The sequence below is a fragment of the Mucilaginibacter endophyticus genome (genome assembly GCF_003351025.1).
GTDB classification, from domain to species: Bacteria; Bacteroidota; Bacteroidia; order Sphingobacteriales; family Sphingobacteriaceae; genus Mucilaginibacter; species Mucilaginibacter endophyticus.
Genome location: NZ_QPCG01000012.1, coordinates 118,534 through 142,161, shown reverse-complemented (window position 1 = coordinate 142,161; position 23,628 = coordinate 118,534). Strand labels below are relative to the sequence as shown.

The 23,628-nt window shown below is 42.6% G+C and carries 16 protein-coding genes; 7 read left to right on the top strand and 9 right to left on the bottom strand.

The annotated features are described in order from the left end of the window. Positions 1–50: 50 nt before the first annotated feature. Positions 51–2,615, top strand: a complete 2,565-nt coding sequence (locus tag DUL71_RS30530; protein ID WP_154402528.1) for a Kelch repeat-containing protein — start codon at positions 51–53, stop codon at positions 2,613–2,615. A 745-nt stretch (positions 2,616–3,360) separates the two neighbouring features. After that, complete coding sequence (gene nagB / locus DUL71_RS30525) at positions 3,361–5,280, top strand: glucosamine-6-phosphate deaminase (protein ID WP_114941606.1); 1,920 nt, start codon at positions 3,361–3,363, stop codon at positions 5,278–5,280. Positions 5,281–5,536: 256 nt separating this feature from the next. Here nagB and DUL71_RS30520 read toward each other — a convergent pair whose 3' ends face one another. Further along, positions 5,537–7,804, bottom strand: coding sequence for an aconitate hydratase (locus tag DUL71_RS30520; protein WP_114941605.1), 2,268 nt, complete (start codon positions 7,802–7,804; stop codon positions 5,537–5,539). A gap of 217 nt (positions 7,805–8,021) precedes the next feature. Beyond that, a complete protein-coding gene (locus DUL71_RS30515; RefSeq protein ID WP_114941604.1) occupies positions 8,022–11,237 on the bottom strand; it encodes a S41 family peptidase in 3,216 nt (1,071 codons plus the stop codon). 37 nt (positions 11,238–11,274) lie between these two features. Between DUL71_RS30515 and DUL71_RS30510 the strand changes: the two genes are divergently transcribed. After that, the gene (locus DUL71_RS30510) at positions 11,275–12,558 is read left to right on the top strand and encodes a glycosyltransferase (protein WP_114941603.1); all 1,284 of its coding nucleotides are present in this window, start codon (positions 11,275–11,277) and stop codon (positions 12,556–12,558) included. Next, complete coding sequence (locus DUL71_RS30505; RefSeq protein ID WP_244228887.1) at positions 12,539–13,303, top strand: glycosyltransferase family 2 protein; 765 nt, start codon at positions 12,539–12,541, stop codon at positions 13,301–13,303. Before DUL71_RS30510 ends, DUL71_RS30505 begins: the two co-directional genes overlap by 20 nt. A 195-nt stretch (positions 13,304–13,498) precedes the next feature. On the opposite strand, the gene DUL71_RS30500 is transcribed toward DUL71_RS30505, so the two are convergent. The 7 genes from DUL71_RS30500 to DUL71_RS30470 form a co-directional block, all read right to left on the bottom strand. Further along, positions 13,499–14,248 carry a hypothetical protein gene (locus tag DUL71_RS30500; RefSeq protein ID WP_154402527.1) on the bottom strand — a complete coding sequence of 250 codons (750 nt, stop codon included), beginning with the start codon at positions 14,246–14,248 and terminating at the stop codon, positions 13,499–13,501. A gap of 262 nt (positions 14,249–14,510) precedes the next feature. After that, positions 14,511–16,988: a glycosyltransferase family protein gene (locus DUL71_RS30495; protein ID WP_114941600.1), complete on the bottom strand. Its 2,478-nt coding sequence runs from the start codon at positions 16,986–16,988 to the stop codon at positions 14,511–14,513. Positions 16,989–17,073: 85 nt separating this feature from the next. Further along, complete coding sequence (locus tag DUL71_RS30490; protein WP_112575671.1) at positions 17,074–17,367, bottom strand: hypothetical protein; 294 nt, start codon at positions 17,365–17,367, stop codon at positions 17,074–17,076. Positions 17,368–17,383: 16 nt separating this feature from the next. Next, complete coding sequence (locus tag DUL71_RS30485; protein WP_114941599.1) at positions 17,384–17,638, bottom strand: DUF4834 family protein; 255 nt, start codon at positions 17,636–17,638, stop codon at positions 17,384–17,386. Between the two features lie 244 nt (positions 17,639–17,882). Continuing rightward, complete coding sequence (gene uvrB, locus DUL71_RS30480) at positions 17,883–19,907, bottom strand: excinuclease ABC subunit UvrB (RefSeq protein WP_114941598.1); 2,025 nt, start codon at positions 19,905–19,907, stop codon at positions 17,883–17,885. A 388-nt stretch (positions 19,908–20,295) separates the two neighbouring features. Then, complete coding sequence (locus DUL71_RS30475; RefSeq protein WP_114941597.1) at positions 20,296–20,775, bottom strand: MarR family transcriptional regulator; 480 nt, start codon at positions 20,773–20,775, stop codon at positions 20,296–20,298. A 10-nt stretch (positions 20,776–20,785) separates the two neighbouring features. Continuing rightward, the gene (locus DUL71_RS30470; protein ID WP_114941596.1) at positions 20,786–21,283 is read right to left on the bottom strand and encodes a GNAT family N-acetyltransferase; all 498 of its coding nucleotides are present in this window, start codon (positions 21,281–21,283) and stop codon (positions 20,786–20,788) included. Positions 21,284–21,415: 132 nt separating this feature from the next. Here DUL71_RS30470 and upp point away from each other — a divergent pair, with 132 nt between their 5' ends. The 3 genes from upp to DUL71_RS30455 all read left to right on the top strand — a co-directional run bounded on the left by upp (position 21,416) and on the right by DUL71_RS30455 (position 23,416). Continuing rightward, positions 21,416–22,060 carry a uracil phosphoribosyltransferase gene (gene upp / locus DUL71_RS30465; RefSeq protein WP_114941595.1) on the top strand — a complete coding sequence of 215 codons (645 nt, stop codon included), beginning with the start codon at positions 21,416–21,418 and terminating at the stop codon, positions 22,058–22,060. Positions 22,061–22,190: 130 nt separating this feature from the next. Further along, positions 22,191–22,886, top strand: a complete 696-nt coding sequence (locus DUL71_RS30460) for a YjjG family noncanonical pyrimidine nucleotidase (RefSeq protein WP_114941594.1) — start codon at positions 22,191–22,193, stop codon at positions 22,884–22,886. Beyond that, complete coding sequence (locus DUL71_RS30455) at positions 22,883–23,416, top strand: DinB family protein (RefSeq protein WP_114941593.1); 534 nt, start codon at positions 22,883–22,885, stop codon at positions 23,414–23,416. The genes DUL71_RS30460 and DUL71_RS30455 overlap by 4 nt, the downstream gene beginning before the upstream one ends. The last annotated feature ends 212 nt before the right edge of the window (positions 23,417–23,628 follow it).

Here is a 23,628-nt window from a genome sequence, read left to right as displayed (position 1 = left end):
ATTCTAACCTACAGCGCTGCCCGATCAGCGAGTTTAAACATGTATTGTAAATGATAAAAAAAAGTAAGGTTTTAATGCTTTCCCAAGGGGCATATAAGCTTGTATTGCTTTTTGTTTTGCTGCTGCCCGCGATGAAAGGCATGGGGCAGGGTTTACAATTTGGTTCAAACGATAGCCTGATGAGCAAACGCACCTCGTACCAGGTTTTTAAAGAAGATTTGCCCACTTTTCATGATCGCCTGGTTATCGGGTTTGACCTTTCATTGTGGGATAACCAGCATCTTGGCTATATTTTAAATTTAACCGATGATAAGGGCAACTCGTATAGTTTGAGTGCTATTTACGATCAGGGCTCGTTCCTTAATTTTAATATTGACAGCCGGAGTAATAAGCTCAACATTCCGCTTGCCAATGCCCTGCTGAAAAGGCGTAAATGGTTTAAGGTTATTGTTGATCTTGATTTGAAAGGCGATAAGGTAGGAATCTCGGTAAACGGGAAATGGTACCGAGCCAATGAACTGGGTTTTACCGGTAAAATAAAGGCTAAGATCACTTTTGGCAAAAACGAGCATTATTCGGATGTACCCAATATGGCCATTAAAAACCTTGTTGTCAGTAACGATGATAAAACCTATACTTTTCCGCTTAATGAATGGGCCGGGAATGATGTTTTTAACAGCGATGGCGACAATTTGGGCTATGTGGATAACCCCGCCTGGCTTATCAACGAATCCTATTATTGGAAGCAAAAGTTTGTACACACTTTTAATGAGGTGGCCGGTATCAACTTTAATGAAAAAAATGAGCAGTTCTTTATTTTCAAAAGTGATTCGCTCATGTTTTATGATGTTGAACGCGATGCGGTTTGGTCTAAACCGTTTAAAAATAGGCTGGAAGTACCGTTGCATTTGGGCAAGAGTATCATAAACCCTAAGGAGGATAAATGTTATCTGTATGAAGTACTCCGTGCTTCGCAACCGGCGCCGAGTATTGCATCCTTCAACCTTGATAGCCTTAACTGGGATTACTATGGTAAATCTACCATAATGGAACAAAGGCACCACCACAACATTTTTTATGATAAAGATTTCAATAACTTTTACCTGTTTGGTGGCTATGGGTCTTTCAAATACTATAATAACTTTTTCGAATACGATAAGGTAACCGATAACTGGCAAAAACAAAGCTTTACCGGCGATGTAATTAATCCCCGTTTTTTCTCGGCGGCCAGTACTGCCGATCAAAACAATGATGTATATATCTTCGGTGGGTACGGCAACCAATCAGGCAACCAGGTAGTAGGGGGGATGCATTATTATGACCTGTACAGGGTAAATCTTGCCAATCATACCATTAAAAAGTTATGGGAGATAAAGCCCGATGAGGAAGCATTTGTGCCGGCTAATAACCTCATCGTTTCAAAAGATAAGCAGTTTCTTTACGTGCTGTGCTATCCGCACGAGCGGCCTAAAACAAGTTTGCGCCTGTATAAATTTTCAATAAAAGATGGTTCATACCAGGTGGTGAGTGGCACTATCCCGGTTGTATCTGAACGTATTGAAACAGATCATAACCTGTTTTATAACGCCAAACAGGATGTGTTTTATTGTACAACCCAGGAGTTTGAAACTCCATCCCGGTCAACCATAAAAATATTTGCGCTTACGGCGCCGCCTGTAAGCCAGGCCGAGTTTGCAGCCGCACATCAGCCTAAAAGCAAATCTTTTACTTTATACAGGGTATTGGGTGGCGCATCCGCATTGATTTTACTGGGTGGTGTTGTGGCGTTTTTCCTAAGGAGAAAGAAGGCCGATGATGAAGCAGCTCCTGTTGCTCCGGAAGAAATTAGTGTTGAAGAAGTTGGTGAAGCAGTTGCAGATAATAAAGCTAACGCGGTTTACCTGTTAGGCGAGTTTACTGTATTTGATAAAAATAAGCGGGATATTACCTACCTGTTTAGCCCTAAGATCAAGCAGTTGTTTATCCTCATTCTGTTAAACAGCCGCGAAAAAAATGGCGTGATTTCTAAAAAGATTTCCACTACACTTTGGCCCGATAAAGATGTGGTTAAAACCAAAAATATCCGTGGTGTAACCATCAATCACCTGCGCAATATTCTTTCGGATATTGAAGGGCTGGAACTTGCCTTTTTGAATGATACGTATAGCTTTATTATTACCGAAGGCTTTTACTGCGATTATTTTGTGGTAAGAGATTCACTTAAGCAAACCATCAATGCCGAACCGGCAGTGTTTAATCATTTTGATTTGGTTTCCCGCGGCGGGCTGCTACAGCATATCCCGGAAATATGGCTTGATGATTTTAAACAGGATTATGAGGAAGCGCTGATGCCTGTTATTTTGCCGGTGATAAAAAAGGTTTACGATGGCCAGGATTATAAGAAAGCATTAGAGATTTCGCGCGTTGTGTTAAGTATCGATCCATTTAACGATATCGGCATTAAGTTTAAACTCAAAGCTTTGCGCCGTACTAAAGGTATTGAGCATGCCCGGAAAATTTACGAGGAGTTTGGCGCCGAATATGAAAAATCATTAGGTGAAGAATACCCTGTTCCTTTCGAAAAGATTTGCTCCAATAAGTCAGACCAGCGTTAATAGTAAAAAATTAAAGAGCCTGATAACTAAGAGGTTTTTATAAAAGATGAACGTTTTGTGAATAAATTCTACTAAGTATATAGATTTAATAGAATATTTATATATTTGCAACAGATTAGTTTGCAAATGGGGTTCATTTTTAAACTAAATGGCAGGTGCTGGCCGGCAGCAAACGGATGGTTCGACTCCACCCCTGCATCTCTTCTCCTCTCATGATTTATGTTTTATAATTGGTTAGCAAAAAGAGTATTCCTGCCCATCAGGAACTCTTTTGCCTTTTTGGAGAGGTTTCTATTTAATAATTGTCATTTCGAACGAGGAACGAGGAGAAATCTTATACCATATGTAGGCGAACTAATTGGGCTGGATTTTCATGGCGTATAAGATTTCTCTTTCGCCCCATGTTTATGCCCTCGCTTGCTCAATCGAAATGACAATTTCTGATGATAAGAGATGAAATCTGTCACAATGCAAATTTTAACCAAACTGTCTGCCAAATCATACTTTTCCGGATAAATTACTTATTAAAAAAATTTAAAAAGTTCTTTTAATTCAAATTTTGTTTTACTAAGTTTGTATTGATAATGCACAGCATATTATTATACGCACTTTACTTTACCCTCATGTCGGTGAGGATAAACATTTTTGTTAATTGGTTTGATAAAAATCCTCGCCCATGGCGGGGGTTTTTTGTATAGTGACTTTTTTAAACTTTAACATATAACATATAGGTTCTGAACAAATTATGGCACGATTAAATTTATTGGAAGAGACGCGTTACGAGAAGTTACCTGTGAGCGTGTACAACAACCAGCAAGAAGCCTCAGTGGCGGTAGCGAACCGGATAGCGGATCTGATCCGCTCAAAACAAGCCAAAGGCGAAAAAGCGGTATTGGGACTTGCCACCGGTGTAACTCCTATCGGCGTGTATGCCGAACTGGTGAGGCAGCACAAAGAAGCAGGCTTAAGCTTTAAAAATGTGATCACTTTCAACCTGGATGAGTACTACCCGATGAAACCAACAGCAGCCCAAAGCTATGTGACATTCATGTACGAAAACCTGTTCAGCCATATTGATATTGAAAAGGAGAATATTCACATTCCAGACGGTACACTGGATAAAGACGAAGTTGTAGCATTTTGTTTAGCCTATGAAAAACAGATTGAAGAACTGGGCGGGTTAGATCTTCAGATCCTGGGTATCGGTCGTACTGGTCACATCGGTTTCAACGAGCCGGGTTCGGCACCTAATTCAGGTACCAGGATGGTAACTCTTGACGACCTGACCAGGCGTGATGCTGCCCGCGATTTCGGTGGTAAAGCTGATGTGCCAACTAAGGCCATCACGATGGGTATTGGTACCATCTTCAAGGCAAGGGAAATCATCCTGATGGCCTGGAACAAAAAGAAAGCTCCGATCATCAAGAAAGCGGTAGAGGGTGAAATTTCAGGCGAAGTACCTGCAACCTACTTGCAACTGTCACAGCATGTAGAGTTTGTACTGGACGCGGATGCTGCCTCAGAACTGACCAGGTTTGATACCCCATGGTTGGTAAAAGATTGTGTATGGGAAAATACACTGAAAAAGAAAGCTGTAATTTGGTTAGCGAATGAGGTTAACAAACCGGTATTGAAACTAACCGAAGAAGATTACAATAACCACGGTATGGCTCAGCTCGCGGTAGAGCAAGGCCCGGTATACAATATCAACATTGATATTTTTAACCAGATCCAGCATACCATCACCGGCTGGCCGGGCGGCAAACCGGATGCTGATGATTCGCAAAGACCGGAAAGGGCATTGCCAGCCAAAAAACGTTCAATCATTTTCTCACCGCACCCGGATGATGACGTGATTTCAATGGGTGGTACGTTTATTCGTTTGGTAGACCAAGGTCATGATGTGCACGTAGCTTACCAAACTTCGGGCAATACCGCGGTATGGGATGATGATGTGTTGAGGTATATGGAATTTGCCATCGACTTCACCAACAGCATTGGCGAAGACACCACTCATCTTCAAAAATCATATGAAGATATGCGTGCCTTCTTTCCAACAAAACAGCCTAACGAAATTGATACGCAAGAAATCAGGAATGTAAAAGGTTTCATCCGGAAAACAGAAGCGATTTCAGGTGCAAGGTATGCAGGTTTGCAGGACGATCATATCCACTTCATGGCTCTACCATTCTATGAAACAGGTAAAACCAAAAAGAACTCAGTCGGCGAGGAAGATATTCAACTAACTATTGAACTGCTTCAAAAAATAAAACCACAACAGATTTTCGCGGCAGGTGATTTTGCGGATCCTAACGGTACCCACCTCGTGTGCTTCAAGATCATCCTGGCTGCATTGGACAGACTGAAAGGTAAAGAAGCCTGGGTTGAAGACTGCTGGTTATGGATGTATCGTGGTGCATGGCACGAGTTTGAAACCTACGAGATAGAGATGGCCGTACCATTATCTCCACAAGAGGTGATCCGCAAACGTAACGCTATCTTCAAACACCAGTCGCAGAAAGATACTCCGGTATTCCCTGGTGATGATGCAAGGGAGTTCTGGGTAAGGGCAGAAGACCGTACCCGCGACACTGCCCAACGCTACGATCGTCTTGGCCTTGCCGAATACGAGGCGATGGAAGCGTTTGTTAGGTATAAATTCTAATTTTTTGGTTCAGGGATTATTTAGTTCATGGATCATAGTTCATAGATCAACAACCATATTTTTCCCAGCGTCCGTGTCCCCACGGGCGCTTTTTTTATTACATATAGTTGGCCGTGGGGACACGGCCAACGGGAAATATTATCTTTCATCCCCATCGTTCGTGTCCTCACGAACGATTTTTATCCAACAAAAAAAGCCTCCCCAATAGGGAAGGCTTCAAATATTGAATCCGAAATCAGAATTCCGATATCCGAAATTAAGATGCCATTTGTTTACGGATGATGTTTAATGCACCGCCTGCTTTAAACCACTCAATTTGCTGAGCATTGTAAGTGTGGTTTACAGGGAATGATTCGGTTGAACCATCTTTGTGGTGTAATACAACAGTTAACTGTTTGCCTGGGGCAAATGTAGTTAAGCCGGTGATATCGATTGTGTCATCTTCCTGGATCTTATCATAATCGTTGTTATCAGCGAAAGTGATACCAAGCATACCTTGTTTTTTAAGGTTGGTTTCATGGATACGGGCAAATGATTTCACCAATATGGCACGCACACCAAGGTGACGTGGTTCCATAGCAGCGTGCTCACGTGATGAACCTTCGCCATAGTTTTCGTCGCCTACTACTATCGAACCGATACCTGCTGCTTTGTAAGCACGCTGAGTAGCCGGAACAGGACCGTACTCGCCGGTTAATTCGTTTTTAACGCTATCGGCAGTAAGGTTAAAGTAGTTGATAGCACCAATCAACATATTGTTTGAAATGTTATCCAGGTGACCACGGAATTTCAACCATGGACCAGCCATTGAAATGTGGTCGGTAGTACATTTACCTTTAGCTTTGATCAACAGTTTCAAGCCTGTAATGTCGGTACCTTCCCAAGCTTTGAATGGCTCAAGCAATTGTAAACGTGATGAAGTTGGAGAAACAATAACTTCAACTTTGCTGCCATCTTCGGCTGGTGCCTGGTAGCCTGCATCTTCAACCGCGAAACCTTTTACCGGTAATTCGATACCCTGAGGCTCGTCAAATTTAACCTGTTCGCCAGCTTCGTTAGTTAACGTATCGGTAAGCGGGTTGAAAGTTAAATCACCTGCGATAGCAAAAGCGGTAACAATTTCTGGTGAAGCTACGAAAGCATGTGTATTAGGGTTGCCATCCTGACGTTTAGCGAAGTTACGGTTAAACGAAGTGATGATGGAGTTTTTACGAGTAGGATCATCAGTATGACGAGCCCACTGGCCGATACATGGTCCGCAGGCGTTAGCCAATACCACACCGCCCATTTGAGCAAATGTATCAAGGTAACCGTCACGGTCAACAGTGTAACGTACTTGCTCAGAGCCTGGAGTGATGGTAAACTCGGCCTGAGTTTTTAATTTTTTATCGATAGCCTGTTTAGCGATAGAAGCTGAACGGGTGATGTCTTCGTATGATGAGTTGGTACATGAACCAATCAAACCAACCTCTAATTTGGTAGGCCAGCCGTTTTCTTTAACAGCAGTAGCAAATTTAGAGATAGGCCATGCCAAATCCGGAGTGAACGGACCGTTTACATGTGGTTCAAGCTCGCTCAGGTTAATTTCAATAACCTGGTCGAAATATTGCTCAGGGTTAGCGTAAACCTCTTCGTCGCCGGTTAAGTGTTCAGCGATAGCGTCAGCTAACTCAGCGATATCAGCACGTTTAGTGCCTTTTAAGTAAGCAGCAGCTTTTTCGTCGTAACCAAAGATAGAGGTAGTAGCACCGATTTCGGCACCCATGTTACAGATAGTACCTTTACCGGTTGCAGACATTGAACGCGCGCCTTCACCAAAGTATTCAACAATGGCACCGGTACCACCTTTTACTGTAAGGATACCAGCAACACGTAAGATCACGTCTTTTGCTGAAGTCCAGCCAGAAAGTTTACCGGTTAATTTAACACCGATCAATTTAGGGAATTTAAGCTCCCAAGGTAAGCCAGCCATTACGTCGCAGGCATCAGCGCCACCAACACCAATAGCAATCATACCTAAACCACCTGCATTAGGTGTATGTGAGTCGGTACCGATCATCATACCACCAGGGAAAGCGTAGTTTTCTAACACTACCTGGTGAATGATACCTGCACCGGCTTTCCAGAAACCGATACCATATTTATCAGATACTGAAGCCAGGAAGTCATAAACTTCACGGTTAACGTCAACAGCAGTGCTTAAATCTTCAACAGCGCCAATTTTAGCTTGTATAAGGTGATCGCAATGTACGGTAGACGGAACGGCAACCTGCGGGCGACCAGCTTGCATAAACTGCAAAAGGGCCATTTGCGCCGTAGCATCCTGCATAGCTACACGGTCTGGTGCAAAATCAACATAGTCCACTCCACGACCGAATGCTTTTTGAGCATCGCCTTCGCTAAGGTGGGCATATAAAATCTTTTCGGTTAAAGTTAGGGGTTTACCGGTCGCTTTACGGGCAGCCTCAACGCGGGTGCTGTAGCGGTCGTAAACCTTTTTGATCATATCTAAATCAAAAGCCATTTGTATTTGATTTTTAGGTGAAAAGTAAAAGAAATTGACGTTAAGCCCATTAACTGGCCTTAGAGCGGCGAATTTACAAAAAATAACATTTGAAAGCGGTTAGTGCTTTATACAAATGTTATTTGGATATGTTCTAAATAAAGCCCCCCGGCCCCCTAAAGGGGGAGCATGAGGGCTTTATTTAGATATTAGTATATACAATCAAAACAGTTCTGCACTATTTTTCCCCCTTTAGGGGGGTAGGGGGCGGCAACTGCTTCAATATCTCCTCAATAGCCCTGTCCAATTGCGGATCTTTATTTTCAAGCCTGTCGGCAAAATCTGTTTTTACATAGATATCTGGTGATACACCGTTTTTTTCAATGTCTTTACCATCAAGGGTATAGCATCCCCAGGCCGGGATACGATAAAAAGAGCCATCAACCAGGCCTTTGCCGCTGGTGAAAATGATCCAGCGATAGGTCTCTGTGCCAATGATCTTACCTAAGCCCAATTGTTTAAAGCCTTGCGAGGTCATTTCGCCGTCGCTCAGGGTTTGCTCATTCATAAGCAGGATAATTGGTTTTGCTGCCGGAGCAAAATTTGATTGCTGTGCTTTTTTACCATCACGATACGCCCATTGCAAATATGGTTTTTGCGACAGAAATTTCAACACATTATCATGCACGTTACCGCCGGTATTATACCTCAGGTCAAGGATGAGGGCGTCTTTGTTATAAGCATCATCAACCATATCTTCCAGGAAATCTTCCAATGCACCATCACCCATGTTTTTCATGTAGGAGTAAGCTATGCGGTTTTTGCTTTTTTCGGCTACAGTTTTGGCGTTGGTCTTGATCCAGTCGTCGTAAAGGTTACCCGACAGATCACCGGTTGATTCGGGGTGTAGCTTCACCTTAATTTCTTTACCGGCGCGGTTAAAGGTCAGTTCAATTTCTTTATCGAGCGATGGCTTGCTGAAGTAATAGTTACGGTCTTGTTTTTCGTCAACGATAACACCATTAACTGCTTTTAATATATCGCCTGGCTTTACGTCAACACCTGCTTTATCGGCATTACTGCGGGTGGCTATACTGCTAACTTTGTATGGCGAATCATTGTCAAAAATGATCCCGGTTTCCATAGTGCGGTAGGAGAGTGTTTTCTTTTCCTCACTGCCATTGGAATAAAAGCCCTGGTGCGATGAGTTGAGTTCGCCAAGCATATCATTCAATAACAGGCGCAGATCTGAGCGGTTATTGATGTAAGGTACAAAAGCTTTATAGGTGTCATGCACCTTTTTCCAGTCGGCTCCATGGAAATTGCCGTCATAATAGTTTTCATCTAAACCTGCCCAGGTTTCATCAAACATCTGCGCAAATTCGCCGGCCATGTTGCGGGTGAAGGCGTAGTTGATCTCTACCTTATCTACTTTATTGGCATCAATATTTAATGTATAAATATTACCTCCGGCCAGTAAAAAGTATTTATCGCTGTTACCAAAAATGTCAAAACTGCCAAAGTCGCCGCCGCCAACTTTTTCGGTTTTAGGTTGCTCGAAGTTTTCGAGGGTAGTACGGTAAAGTGCAGCTTTGCCTTCGCTGTGGTTGGATGCGTAGTACACCATCGTCTTATCGCCTTTTTGAATCACATACGAACCCTGTGCCTGTCCAAATTCCGGACTGATGCGTTCCAGGCGTTTCATAGGCTCTTCGGTATCTATGGTAATATCATCCGGTGCTTTTGGGGTAGGCTGCTCAGATAAAGGTTTCTTTTTGTTAGACGATTTTTTGTCTTTATCCTTCGATTTACTTTTATCGTCGTCTTTTTTCTCCTCTTTAAACAAGGCTGTGAACTTATCCATCTTGAACGGATCGTCATACTTTTGCAAAGGCATCCGGTAGATATGGGAATCTTTTGAGCCGTAAGGATATTCCGGCTGCGTACGCGATGAAGTAAAATAAATATACTTACCATCCGGCGACCAAAACGGTGCCGCCTCAGTAACACCGCTGTTGGTAAGGTTGGTGATCTTCCCGGTTTTTATCTCGTAAACAAAAACATCCATTTCAAAATTGCGGTATGCGTTATAAACCACATACTCGCCATTGGGCGAAAACCTCGGCGCGAGATTTTCAAAACCCCAAAACTCATCGGTAACAATAGTTTTTGATGTAAGTGTTTTTGTGTCTAAAAGCTTCAGCTCGTTTCGGCCGCTCAAATAAATAGCTTTTGATCTGTCCTTATTCATGCTGAGCATACGGTTGCTGCCTTTATCGGTAGTAAGCTGTTTTTCGTCACCCGTACCGTCGGCAGCTATGGTGTACCAGTTTGGAAAGCCACCCAGCGTTTGACCAAAAATTAAGGTTTTATTGTCGCTTAGCCATTCAACTTCGGTAACACGTTCGCTGGTGTTACGCTCCAGTTTTTTTATGAATTTGCCTTCAGCGTCGCTCACAAATAATTCGCCGCGTGATACAAAAGCAAGTTTTTTACCGTCAGGCGATAAATCCGCCGCTCCAATTTTGCCGCCTGTTTCAAATGATTGGTCTTTAGGCAATACGTTGTTACGGAACAGGTTAAAGCTTAGCTTTTGTGTTTGTTTTGAAGCGACATCGTAAACAAAAATCTGGTAATCTTTTTCAAAAACAACCTTGCTGCCATCGGCACTTACCTGTGGACGTTTAATAGATGTAGGGAACTGGGTTAAAGCAGTTTTTTTACCATCGATAAACGTGTACAGGTTATATTCTTCGTTACCCTCGTCGGATACAAAATAGATATTTCCTTTCTGATCGATAGTAGTCCAGAAATCCTTACCCTGCCAGTCGGTATATTTTTTATAAGCTTTGGTTTTTGGATTGTACGATTGGATATCGGGGTTATAAGCACCTTTATAATGTTTGCGGGTTGGAAAATAGATACTTTCCCAGGTATTGCTGAAAAACAGTTCGCCGGTTTGCGGATGCTCAACTACCCCGTGTATGGTATTGAAGTAATGGCCAAACAAGCGCACCGGTGTGCCGCCGGTAGCAGCTACCTTGTACTCGCTAAAGCCATTATAACGGGTAGAGTTGAAATAGATAGATTTAGAATCCCAGGTCCATGAATCTACATTGTCGGCCGCATCATTAAAAGTGATCTGTTTAATGTCGCCACCGGCAAGGGGCATTACATATACGTCGGTGTTGCCAAACTGGTTTGACGAAAAGGCCAGCCATTGCCCGTCGGGCGATACACGGGGATTGCTTTCATCGCCCTGCATGGCGGTTAACCTTGTTGCAGCGGGGCTGTTAATATCGGCTTTCCATAGGTCGCCCTCATAAGTGAAAATTACGGTCTTGCCATCGGGTGTAAGGGTTGGGTTGGATGTGAAATAGTTTCCGGCGGTTTGTGCTTTAAGATTTGTTTGACACAATACTGCCGAAAACAATACGATGTATAGTTTCTTCATGTGGTTTAAGTGTTATGAATAAATGTATTTTTGAGCCATGTTAAAAGTGGTGCACCTCAATACGTATGACGGTAATGGCGGCGCGGGCAGGGCCTGCATGCGCCTTAACCGGGCATTACTAAGCCAAAATATCGATTCTAAAATTATAGTACATTATAAATTTGGAAATAATCCTGATATCAAGACTTTTAACCGTAGTATTATCCAAAAATCATACACCGCCGCCACTATTATTCTGGAGCGGATACTGGCTAAACGCTTTCTAAAACCCGATAGCCGTACGCCATTTTCTTTTACCTGGTTTGGCCGTTCGGTAATTAAACATCCTGATGTTAAAAATGCTGATGTTATTCATCTGCACTGGATCAATCATGGCTTTTTAGATCCTAAACATTTAGCCGAAATCAAAAAGCTGGGAAAGCCTGTAGTGTGGACTTTTCATGACAGCAATGCCTTTACCGGCGGATGCCATGTGCGCTATACCTGCGATCATTATCAGCAACAATGCGGCAATTGTCCGCTGCTGATCAATGCCGGTGATAATGATATTTCACGCCGCATCTGGCAACAAAAAAGTGAGGCTTACCGGCAACTCGGCTTTAACATTATAGCACCAAGTTTATGGATGCAAGCCTCTGTAAATAAAAGCAGTTTAATGCAAGGGAGAGCTATTAGTAATATTCCTAATACGCTGGAAACGGATGTGTTTAAGCCGATTGATAAAAAGCAGGCGAAACTGCAAGCCGGGTTACCGACTGATAAATTCATTTTTTTAAGCGGATTTATGCCATCGCGCAAGGATCTGCATAAAGGTACCCAATACCTGTTGGAAAGTATGGAGCTGCTTAGGCAACGTTTAGGTGCAGATACAGATCAGGTAGAATTGGTGGTGTTTGGAAACCGCGGTACAGAAAATCTGCCTGATTTTCCTTTTAAAACCAGTTTTTTAGGTACCATCAATAACGATGAAAAACTGGCCTTGCATTATGCCGCGGCCGATGCCTTTTTGATTCCTTCGCTTGAGGATAATTTACCTTACACTGTAATGGAAAGCTTGAGCTGTGGTACCCCGGTAATTGCTTTTACTACCGGTGGCATCCCCGACATGGTGCAGCATCAATACAGCGGTTACTTAGCTACCTATCGCTCGTCAGAAAGTTTTACCGATGGGATGGAGTGGATTATTAAACATCCTGACAAGGACAAGCTGAACCAGCAAGCCCGGCAAACCATTATGGATAACTTTTCGGAAGAAGTGATCGCCAAAAAGCATGTCGAAGTTTATCAACAATTATTGAATAATGGAGGTTGCGATGTTTAATCCCCGGTTAAGCGTTATCACCATTGTTTATAACAACGTTAGGGATATTGAGCGTACTATCCGGTCGGTAGTTGATCAAACTTATACTAATATAGAATATGTTATTGTCGACGGTTTATCCAACGATGGCACTTTACAGGTAATTGATCAATACAAAAGCCAAATAGCAAAGCTCGTCAGCGAAAAGGATGAGGGTATTTATGATGCCATGAACAAAGGCCTTGCTTTGGCTACCGGCGATTACGTGATCTTCATGAACTCGGGAGATGAGTTTTATGATCTTGAAACTGTAGCCGCGGTTTTTGCTTCGGCAGATGATGCCGATATTTACTATGGCGAAACCGAAATGATTGACGATGATGGAAATAGTTTAGGCCAGCGTCGGCATAAAGCCCCCGCTAAGTTTACCTGGCGTGGTTTTAAATATGGCATGAACATTAGTCACCAGGCTATTTATATCAGGCATTCACTGGCCGAACCTTACGACCGTCGTTATCAATTAAGTTCGGATATCGACTGGATAATCCGTGCCGCAAAAAAGGCCAAAAAGATTGTCAACGTTAACCGCTACGTAGCTAAATACCTGGTAGGGGGCATGTCGAAGAAAAAGCATCGGCAAAGCCTGACGGAACGTTTTGACATCATGAAACGGAATTATGGCTTAATTCCCACTGTTTTTAACCATTTTGTTATCGCCTTTAATTTAGGATGGTACTGGTTAAAGAACAGGAGGACGAATGATTGAGGAACTTAAATAAAAAATGTCATTGCGATAGAGCCCTTCTCTGGCGCAAGTGTTGTGTGGTTGATTGAGCAGGGCTCACTTGTGCCTGAGTATCGGAAAGCCCTGTGTAAGCACAAGTCATCCATCGCACACTTCTCTGCTCAATACTTGCGCCAAAGCTTGACAATTATTTATAAGGATTGACTCTTCAAATTATTAATTGAAAAATCTTTTAAACCTGCTCCAGAGATTAGTAGGTTGATTTTCTTCTTCTTGCTCTTTTAACTGTATTTCGTGCTCATCTATCTTCTCAACTAATTTTTGAGCGTTAGCATCGGTGCCCGGTCTAACCCGCTTTATTTGGGGCAGACTGATGCCGGTAATTGTTTCAAAGCGGTTTTTAGCCGTTTCAAAAATTTCTATTTCTTCATCGGTACGTGTATCAACGTGGGTGATTTCGGGGATTAAATTGCTGGATAATTGTACAGATTCGCATTCAAAATCCGATAGTATATTTTGGTAAATACGGGCCGCCTGATCTTTTAATCCCGCATTTTCATATCCAGCGGCAAATTGTAGCATGTCTTGCCCAATTTCATGCTTTTTAAGCAGGTCGCCTATGGATAAACTGATTTGCGCTTTTGCGGCAGAGGCATTTGCAATTGCCTGCACATCATCCGTTTCTTTGAGTAAGTCAATAAACGCTTGTAGCTCGCTTCTTAAAGATGCGTCAACTTTATATACACCCTTTGCCTGGGAAAGATATACTCCTTTTTGCATAGTTGTATCAGCTAAAAGTTTGATAAATCCTCCCATTTTAAATACCAGGAATGTCAACGCGATTTTATATTCCTGAAGCTGCTTTTTGGGGATTTCTGATTTGTTTAATGCTTTATACAAATTAATGCCTTCAAGAAATTCTTCCTGGTACATATTTGCCTCAAAGCCATAATCGGCTTCGTCCAAATGGTTGCCGTTTAAAACCTGCAAAAGGACCTGGTGTATTTTTAAGCCGCTATCTGAATTTTGCAGAACATACTTGAGCTCATCAAATTTGTTTTGCTGTATTAATGGTATCATTGTTTGTAATAAGGTTTATTCAAAGGTACAATCTTTTCAGCAGCTGCAAGGATGATTATTTCCCACCCGTCAAACACATTCATCAATAAAATCCCACAAAAAAAGCGATGAGCATTGCTCATCGCTTTTTTCTTCTTAAGCTTAATGCTTATACTTTTTTATCAGCCGGTTTTGCAGCCGGAGTTTTCTTTTTGTTTTCGGTGTAGGCGGCACCACCTAAGGCAAGTACCAGCAGGATTGAACCTGCTAATGAGATATTCTCGCCGGTGTAATATGATGCCGGGTGGAATATAAACTCAATTTTGTGGTTACCAACCGGGATCTGAGCGGCACGTAAAAGGTAATCGGCACGGAAATACGGTTTTTCAACGCCGTCGATATACATTTTCCAGCCTTTATTATAGTATACTTCAGAGAATACTGCTATCTGTGATGCAGTAGAACCGCTTTGGTAAACCATATGATCTGGCGAGTAGCTGGTAAGTTCAATTTTACCTTCACCGGCTCCGGCACCTAAAGTTTTCTCGTCGATAACGCTTTTGTATTGTTTATCAACAATGGCCTCGTCTTTTGGTGTAAAGCTGCTGATGGCAACCATTTCCTGGTCGGCATTATCAGCATATTTAATACTCTTAACAAACCATACGTGGCCGCAGGCTGTTTGGTTTACCTGCATACCTACATTTTGTGTTTTAGGATCAGAATTGATGATGTATTTAACGTTCATCATATCCAGCACATCCTGGTTAATGCTTTTGCTTAGCTGGTTGTCAATAAGTTCTTCCCAGCGTTTTAGCCTTGCAGCCGAATAGCCACCTAATGATTTGTAGAAGAATGGTGTTAGGCCATCGCCCTTGATTGATTGGGTAACGTCAAACACCCTGAAATCAGGATCTTTATCTTTCATGATAAACTGGTCAACCTCGCGTGGCTGCGGTGTTTCGTTATCCTGTTTTGGCGCAAAGCTATCATGGTTCAAATAGCGTTTATCAATGCCCCAAAGATCAACAAGGATCAAAGCTAAGAATGCAAGAGAGGCAACTGTTGGGTTGATCTTCTTTTTAAGGAAAGCCCATGCAATACCAAAAGCCACGGCAAGGAAAATAAGCGAACGGATAGCATCGGCCTGCGCCATTGATTCCCTGTCGGCAATTAACGCGCGGGTTATCGCTGAGCTATCGGTTTTCAAAGCCTGGCCAATTTGAGCTATAACGCCAGCCTGTTGTTCGCTAACGCTGAAAGATAATAACAGGGATGGTACTGCCGCAACAATCAGCACAATGCCGCCGGTTATATAAAACGCGATTTTTAGTTTTTTGAACAAGTTTGCCTTGTCTTCATTCACTATAGCTTCGTTAACCGCCAACACAGCAAGAATCGGGAAGCAGAAACCTGCAACCGCCAGTATAGATTCAACAGCGCGGAATTTATTATAAAGCGGGAAGTAGTTAAAGAACAGGTCGGATAGATACGGCCAGTTCCTGCCGAATGACAGCAACATAGTCAATACAACAGCTCCCAATAACCACCATTTAATGCGGTTTTTAACTATCATTAAGCCCCATACAAACAGTAAGCAAATTACAGCGCCAAAATAAAACGGACCTGCAGTAAATGGTTTGTTACCCCAGTACAGTGGCAAATAATTTGCAGAGATACCGGCAACTTGATTAGGATCGGCTCCACTTGCACCAAGCGTTTTGATTACATGCGAATCCGGATCAGTAGAGCCTTGTTCACCGCCACCATAAGCGTTAGGGATCAGGAAGGTGATACATTCACCGACACCCTGGCTCCATTCGTAAGCGTAATCGCGGGCCAAGCCGTTGTTGGGCTCTGCTGCTTGCCTGGTAAGGTTTGATTTACCACGAATGGTTTCATTGCCATAATCGGCAGTGCTCCATAAGATAGATGCATTTACGGCAACAGCAAGCAGTACCGCGGCAGCTATATAGCCTACCGATTTTAGAAAATCGTTCAGCGTTTTGTTTTTTATAGCATGGTAAAGCTCAATACCCACCATAATTAATAGGGCCAGCATCAAATAATAAGTCATTTGTATGTGGTTGGCCCTGATCTCTAATGCAAGAAATAAAGCTGTAACTGCGAAACCCAACAGGTGCTTGCCCCGAAGCGTAAGGATAATGCCCGCAAGTATCGGCCCGAAAAATGCAATAGCAAAGGCCTGGTTTGCGTGACCGGCAACCAGCAAAATAATATTATACGATGAAAAGGTGAACGCTACCGCACCCGCCGCCGCAAGCCATGGATTCACCTTTAATACTATAAATAAAAAGTATGTACCTAATAAGAATAACAGCACTGTACCAACAGGGGTTGGGAAAGTATAGTTTATGGCGCTAACTACCCATGTAGTTAAATTGGCTTTATAAGGAGCCCATACCTGGTAGGTTGGCATACCGCCATAAATCTGGTTGGTCCACAATATGGTGGTGTCTTTGGCCTTATAATCATTAATTTCTTTTTGGGTTGATTGTGCCCTTGTAACGTCATTACCGCCTAATGTTTTTCCCTGAAAAGCCGGGGTTAAAAATATAAAGCAGATCACTAAGAAAATTGCAGCTATGGCAAAATGAATGCCGTTACGCTTAAACCAGTTATTCATTTAAATTTTTTGAAATGGATATTATATTCCTCAAAAATAGAAATTACAATGAGAATAGGAATTATAAGTTTTGTTAAGGAATTTGTTAGCAGTGTTGTGCGTACCGCAAAACAAAATATAAGCCTATCATTACAACAAGGCTCACCACGTAGGCTATGACCTGGGGTTTGTCATAATCTTCGCGGTATTTACGTATGGTGAAGTAATTATAAACAGCTAAAGCGGCTAAAACCACCCAAAAAAAAGTGTTAATGCCGGCACAGGAAGTAAACATTTGGGTGGACAGGCCAAATACTATAAAGTTGGTGATAATAAGTGTTACCGAGGCGGGCGTATTATTATGGTTATGACGCCTGTTAAATACCGGGTTAGTGTCCATAGTTTATTGATTTAGGTTATTTTACTTCTTCGTAATCAACAAACTCACCTTCGCTATCGGGCACGCTGCCTTTTTTAGGCTGCGGAATATGATCAATCCTGATTTTGCCATCAGGTTTTGGGCCTTCATTATAATTACGTTGCTGTTGCTGATATTGTTGTTGCGCTTTATTTACAACACTTTCAAAAAGGAATGGCAACAGGTAACGTGCCAGGCTGCGTACAATGTATAATATACAAATAGATATGATCAGGAAACGAATAAGAATCATACTGTTAATTTTGAGCTTACAAATATAAGGTATATAACGTTAAAAATGTTTTATTATGATTTGAGTTGATAATGTGCAAATTTCAAATGTGCAGATGTGCAAATGAAAAAGATGATTTGACGATTTGCAGATTTCAAATGTGAAGATTTGCAAATGAAAAAAACTTAATTTTCTAATCTGTCATTTGCCCATCTGAAATTTGCCCATTTACACATTTGAAATTTGCACATCTGAAACCTGAAGCCTAAAATTTCTCTTCCATCATTTTTTCCAATGCAAACATTTCGTCGCGTAGCTTGGCTGCCAAAAGGAAATCCATGTTTTTGGCGGCGGCAAGCATATCTTTTTTGGTATTGTCGATTGATTTTTTCAGATCGGACTTGGTCATGTATTGAACAATAGGGTCGGCGGCAAGGGTGATGGTATCTGTTTCTACGTAGGCCTGTTGTACACCGCCTTTAAAGTCAACCACCGATGTTTGCTCCATAATTTCCTCGCGGGTTTTGCCAACCGTTAGCGGTGTAATGCCGTGTAATGTGTTGTAGGCAATCTGAATTTCACGGCGACGATTGGTTTCATCCATCGTTATCTGCATCGAATCGGTTATTTTATCGGCATACATGATCACCCGGCCACGGTCATTACGGGCGGCGCGACCGATGGTTTGGATCAATGAGCGTTCCGATCTTAAAAAGCCTTCTTTATCGGCATCTAAAATGGCCACTAATGATACTTCGGGTAAATCGAGGCCTTCACGAAGCAGGTTGATACCAATCAGTACATCAAATTCGCCAAGACGCAGGCCCCGTAAAATTTCCACACGCTGCAGGGTTTTAACCTCCGAGTGGATATAACGGCATTTAATGCCCAGCCTGTCCATGTACTTGGCCAATTCTTCGGCCATACGTTTGGTAAGCGTAGTTACCAACACGCGATCGCCTTTTTTAATGGTTTTATCTACTTCGTCAAGCAGGTCATCTACCTGGTTAATTACCGGGCGAACATCGATGACCGGATCAAGCAGTCCGGTAGGGCGAATAACCTGTTCAACTACAACACCGCCCGATTTTTCCAGCTCAAAATCGCCCGGGGTAGCACTTACGTAAACAGTTTGTGGCGCCAGGTTTTCAAACTCCTGGAAATTAAGCGGACGGTTATCCAAGGCAGCCGGTAAGCGGAAGCCATAGTCAACCAATGAGATCTTGCGCGAACGGTCACCACCATACATGGCCCTGATCTGCGGAACGGTTACGTGACTTTCGTCAATTACCATCAGGTAATCTTCCGGGAAATAGTCGAGCAAGCAGAATGGCCTTGCACCAGGCTTGCGTCCGTCAAAAAAGCGGGAATAGTTCTCGATGCCAGAGCAGTAACCCAGCTCACGGATCATTTCCAGGTCGTAATTAACCCTTTCTTCCAAACGTTTAGCTTCCAGGAAACGGCCATCGTCAATGAATTGCTTTTTGCGGGTTTCAAGTTCTTCCTGTATTGCCCAGATGGATTGCAGGAAACGCTCGCGGGGAGCCACGTATAGGTTGGCCGGATAGACCACCATGTGAGTCATTTTTTCAATGGTTTTGCCGGTACCGATGTCAAAGGCACTTAACTCTTCAATGTCATCGCCAAAAAATGAAATTCGATACGCGTAATCCAGATAAGCTGGAAAAATATCCACGGTGTCACCTTTTACCCTGAATGTTCCGCGTTTAAAATCGGCAGTGGTACGGGCGTATAAAATCTCCACCAAGCGGTGCAAAAAAGCATTCCTGCTGATGCGGGTACCTACAGCAAATTTGAAAACCGAATCGGCAAAGTCGTCAGGGTTACCCATACCATAGATACATGATATGGACGACACCACGATAACATCGCGCCTGCCCGACATTAAAGACGAGGTAGTGCGTAAACGAAGTTTTTCTATCTCTTCATTTATCTGCAGGTCTTTTTCTATGTAGGTGTTTGTGGTAGGGATAAACGCCTCAGGTTGATAATAATCGTAATATGACACAAAATAGTTTACCGCGTTTTCGGGGAAAAACTGTTTAAACTCACCATATAGCTGTGCCGCCAATGTTTTATTGTGGCTCAGAATGAGTGTGGGCTTTTGCGTTTGTGCTATAATATTGGCAACAGTAAACGTTTTGCCCGACCCGGTAACCCCTAAAAGAGTTTGATATGGGTCACGGTTGTTGATACCTTCAACCAACTGCCGTATAGCTTCGGGCTGATCGCCGGTGGGTTTATATTGAGATGTTAATTGAAAATCCATGTTGTTATGTAAAAATACAAATAATCCAGAAACAGGGTTTGTAAATCAAAATAAGTACATGGTAATGACAACCGTATGTCAACATTGTTGTGCCGGGGGTAATAAATTACATCAGTCATAACAAATTATGTCATGGGTAGAGAGAGTCGGGATCTGTAAAGGTGCGATGACATTAGGTGTGGTAGCTTGTCATCCTGAGCTTGTCGAAGGACGCGCGCAGAGGCCCACCCCGCTATGCTTCGACAGGCTCAGCATGACCCCATTTTTTAATTGTGTCATTATTAAGAACGAAGGATCTTCTTCACCACGTATTACGGCTCTGCATAGTGAAGAGGATTCTTCGCTTTCGCTCAGAATGACAGACGTTTTAGCCTCAATATTAGTAAACTCACATCTCAGCCTTTAAACGCAATGCCCTATCCAAAAAACTTTGCTGTTTTAATTTTTCTTCAGCTTCGGTAATTGCCTTCATCAGGTTGTTCTGGGTATCGGCAATTTCGGCGGCGGCTGCCTTTATAATTTCCCAAACCGGTTTCATGCGCTCTATAAGCTCCTGTCCCTTTGTCGTTAACATAATCAGGCGCTTCCTTTCGTCGGCCTTGTCTTTTTTTGAGCGAATAAGTTTTTCTTTTTCCAACTCTTTTAACAGGCTTATTGTTGAAGGATGAGTGTAACCAATTTCGGCTGCAATTTCTACCACGCTCAGCATCGGCTTAAAATGCAACGTATAAATAACCGGGAACCATTTGGGTTCAAATTCAATATTGTTGGCTTTGTAAATGAGTACGCCTTCTTTACGCAACTGCTCGGCCAGGCGCTGCAGCCTTGTTGAAATTGCCAAAATCCCCGATTCGTCAATAACATTCATTATTCCGTTGTTAATTGTTCAAATGTAACTCATAAAAAATAGTATCCGCAGCCATAAGCGGGAATGATTCTGGTAAATCATGCTTGGCAAGCCGTGTAAATCCATTCCTTTCATAAAAGCGATGAGCGGCTTTCAACACTTCAACAGTTCCTAAGTAAATGGATGTAATATTGTTTTGCCTGCAATAAGTAATAAGGTTATCAAGTAATAACTGTGCAATGCCCAGCTCCTTGCCGCGATAATCTTTAAGCACAAACATTTTGCGGATAGCCGCGGCATTATCGCCAAAAGCAATCAGAGCTATGGTGCCAATAAGCTGTTCGTTGTAGGTAGCTCCCCAAAAATTGCCGCCGGTTTGGTGGTAGTTGGTTTCAATATCCAACAAGTCGGGCTGGGCTTCAAGTGTAATGGGCACGTTAAACTCTATTTGCTGAATTGGCAAAATGATATCAATGATCTGCTGGCAATAGGTATTGTTTAATGAGCTTATAACCGGTGTAGTATTCATGACTTTAATATTTATGTACAAATCTACGTAGTTGACTACATATATTCAAAATAAAGTTTATTACTGACGACCCGATATGACATTTAATAAACAAATAATGATGCTATTGCCGAAAAACCTTTAAATTTAAACATGATTTTCATCCTCAATAAAACCGATACCATTGCCAACCAGTTTCTGGCCGAATTGCGGGATGCCGTCATCCAGCAGGATAAGGAACGCTTCAGGCGAAACCAGGAGCGGCTGGGCGCCATACTGGCTTATGAGCTGAGCAAATCATTACATTACGAAACCAAAGAAATTCAGACCCCGTTGGGTACAGCCAGCGTTAACGTACCTGCAGATGAGCCGGTACTGGGCATTATATTACGGGCCGGTCTGCCATTTTATCAAGGCTTTCTGCAGTTCTTTGATCAGTCGTCATCGGCGTTTATCACGGCCTACCGCAAAGTGAAACGCAATGGCAGCTTTTTGATCCAGGTTGATCATATCGCTACGCCAAACCTTGATGATAAGATTTTTATTTTGTGCGATACCATGCTGGCTACGGGACAAAGTGTTGTTGCTGTTTGTAAAGAGCTGATGGCCCAATACTCTATAAAAGAACTGCACATTGCCGCCGTAATTGCCAGTACCGAAGGTGTAGCGCATGTGAAAGCGAACCTGCCCAAAGCCAAAATCTGGGTTTGCGCCGTTGATGACGAAATGACCAGCAAAGCTTATATAGTACCTGGTTTGGGCGATGCCGGGGATCTGGCCTTTGGAGAAAAAGCGTAGTCCGATTTCGGATTTATTTTGATTTCGAATTTCGGAATTGGGATTTCGGATTTAACAATTAAGATTTTCTAATTTTGGACTTTCGATTTTTAAATCAAGCAAATCCGAAATCGAACATCCGAAATCCGACATGAAACAATACAAACACATCTTCTTTGATCTTGACCATACCATTTGGGATTTTGATAAAAATGCTGAGGAAGCTTTGCAGGAGCTATATGTTATCCATCAGCTTGCTGAGATAGGGTTGGAGTCTGCCGAGCTCTTCATCGAAACTTATACCCGCAATAATCACCGCCTCTGGGCGCAATACCATATTGGCGAGATCACCAAAGATGAGTTGCGTGAGGCCCGTTTCAAATCAACATTTATTGATCTTGGCTTACAGCCCGACCTGATGCCGCTTGATTTTGAGGATGAGTACGTAAAACTTTGTCCTACTAAAACCAACCTGTTTCCGCACGCGCACGAAACCCTGCAATACCTGCAATCGAAGTATACCCTGCACCTGATCTCGAATGGGTTTAAAGATTCAACCCGGATAAAAATAGCCGGGACCGATCTGGCAAAATATTTTCAAAACATTATCATTTCTGAAGATATAGGTGTCAATAAACCCGATAAAGCGATATTTCAGCATGCGCTTGACCTGGCCGGGGCCTCAAAAACCGAAAGCGTGATGATAGGGGATAGCATAGAGGCCGATATCCGCGGCGCGTTTAATTTTGGCATGGATGCCATTTATTTTAACCCTTTTAACCTCGAAAAGCCGGATGATGTAACCGTGCAGATTGCTCATTTAAAAGAGTTAACTTTACTTTTATGAGTATTGCCAAAGAACGTAAAGCTATTGATGCAGCCCTTGATGAATACCGCAAACAACTGGATATTATACCTGATGAGTTGTTTGATGTTACTCCGCCAAACGGCGGCTGGTCGTTTGCGGAGGTGTATAGTCACATTATGCAGGCTACGCTTGGTTCATCAATAGCGCTTGAACGTTGTACGCATGGCAATTGCGAACCCACCAAAAAAGGCATTAACTGGGAGGGAAGGATCTTGCTGCTGCTGGGTAAGTTTCCGCCCGTTAAAACAACAGTTCCCAGTACGGTTAGTGATAAAATGGCTGCCAACAAAATCAGTAAGGAAGATGCCAAAAACCTGATCATAAAATGCCGCAAGCGGGTTGACACTACCATGCCGCTTATTGCAGGCTCTTCTCCGGCCAATAAATACAAACATCCCCGCCTGGGCATGCTTAATGCCAAACAATGGTTTAAGTTTATCCGCATCCATTTACAGCACCACTTAAAACAGCTCGACAGGATAAAAAATAAATTTAGCACAGCAAAGTAACCTTTTACATTTAATGAAGTCTTAACAGTAGGATAATGTTAGATTTCAGACATTTGTAAAAATCTTTGTAATGAATTTTGAGTATGCTTATTTGGTAGTTATAGGGTTGCTGATACTTGTCGGCTGCTTCTACGCAAGTCCATATGAATTGACAGTTAACGAAGATGAGGACGACGAGTAATCGTTGCTTTATTAATAAAATATTGTTTTTT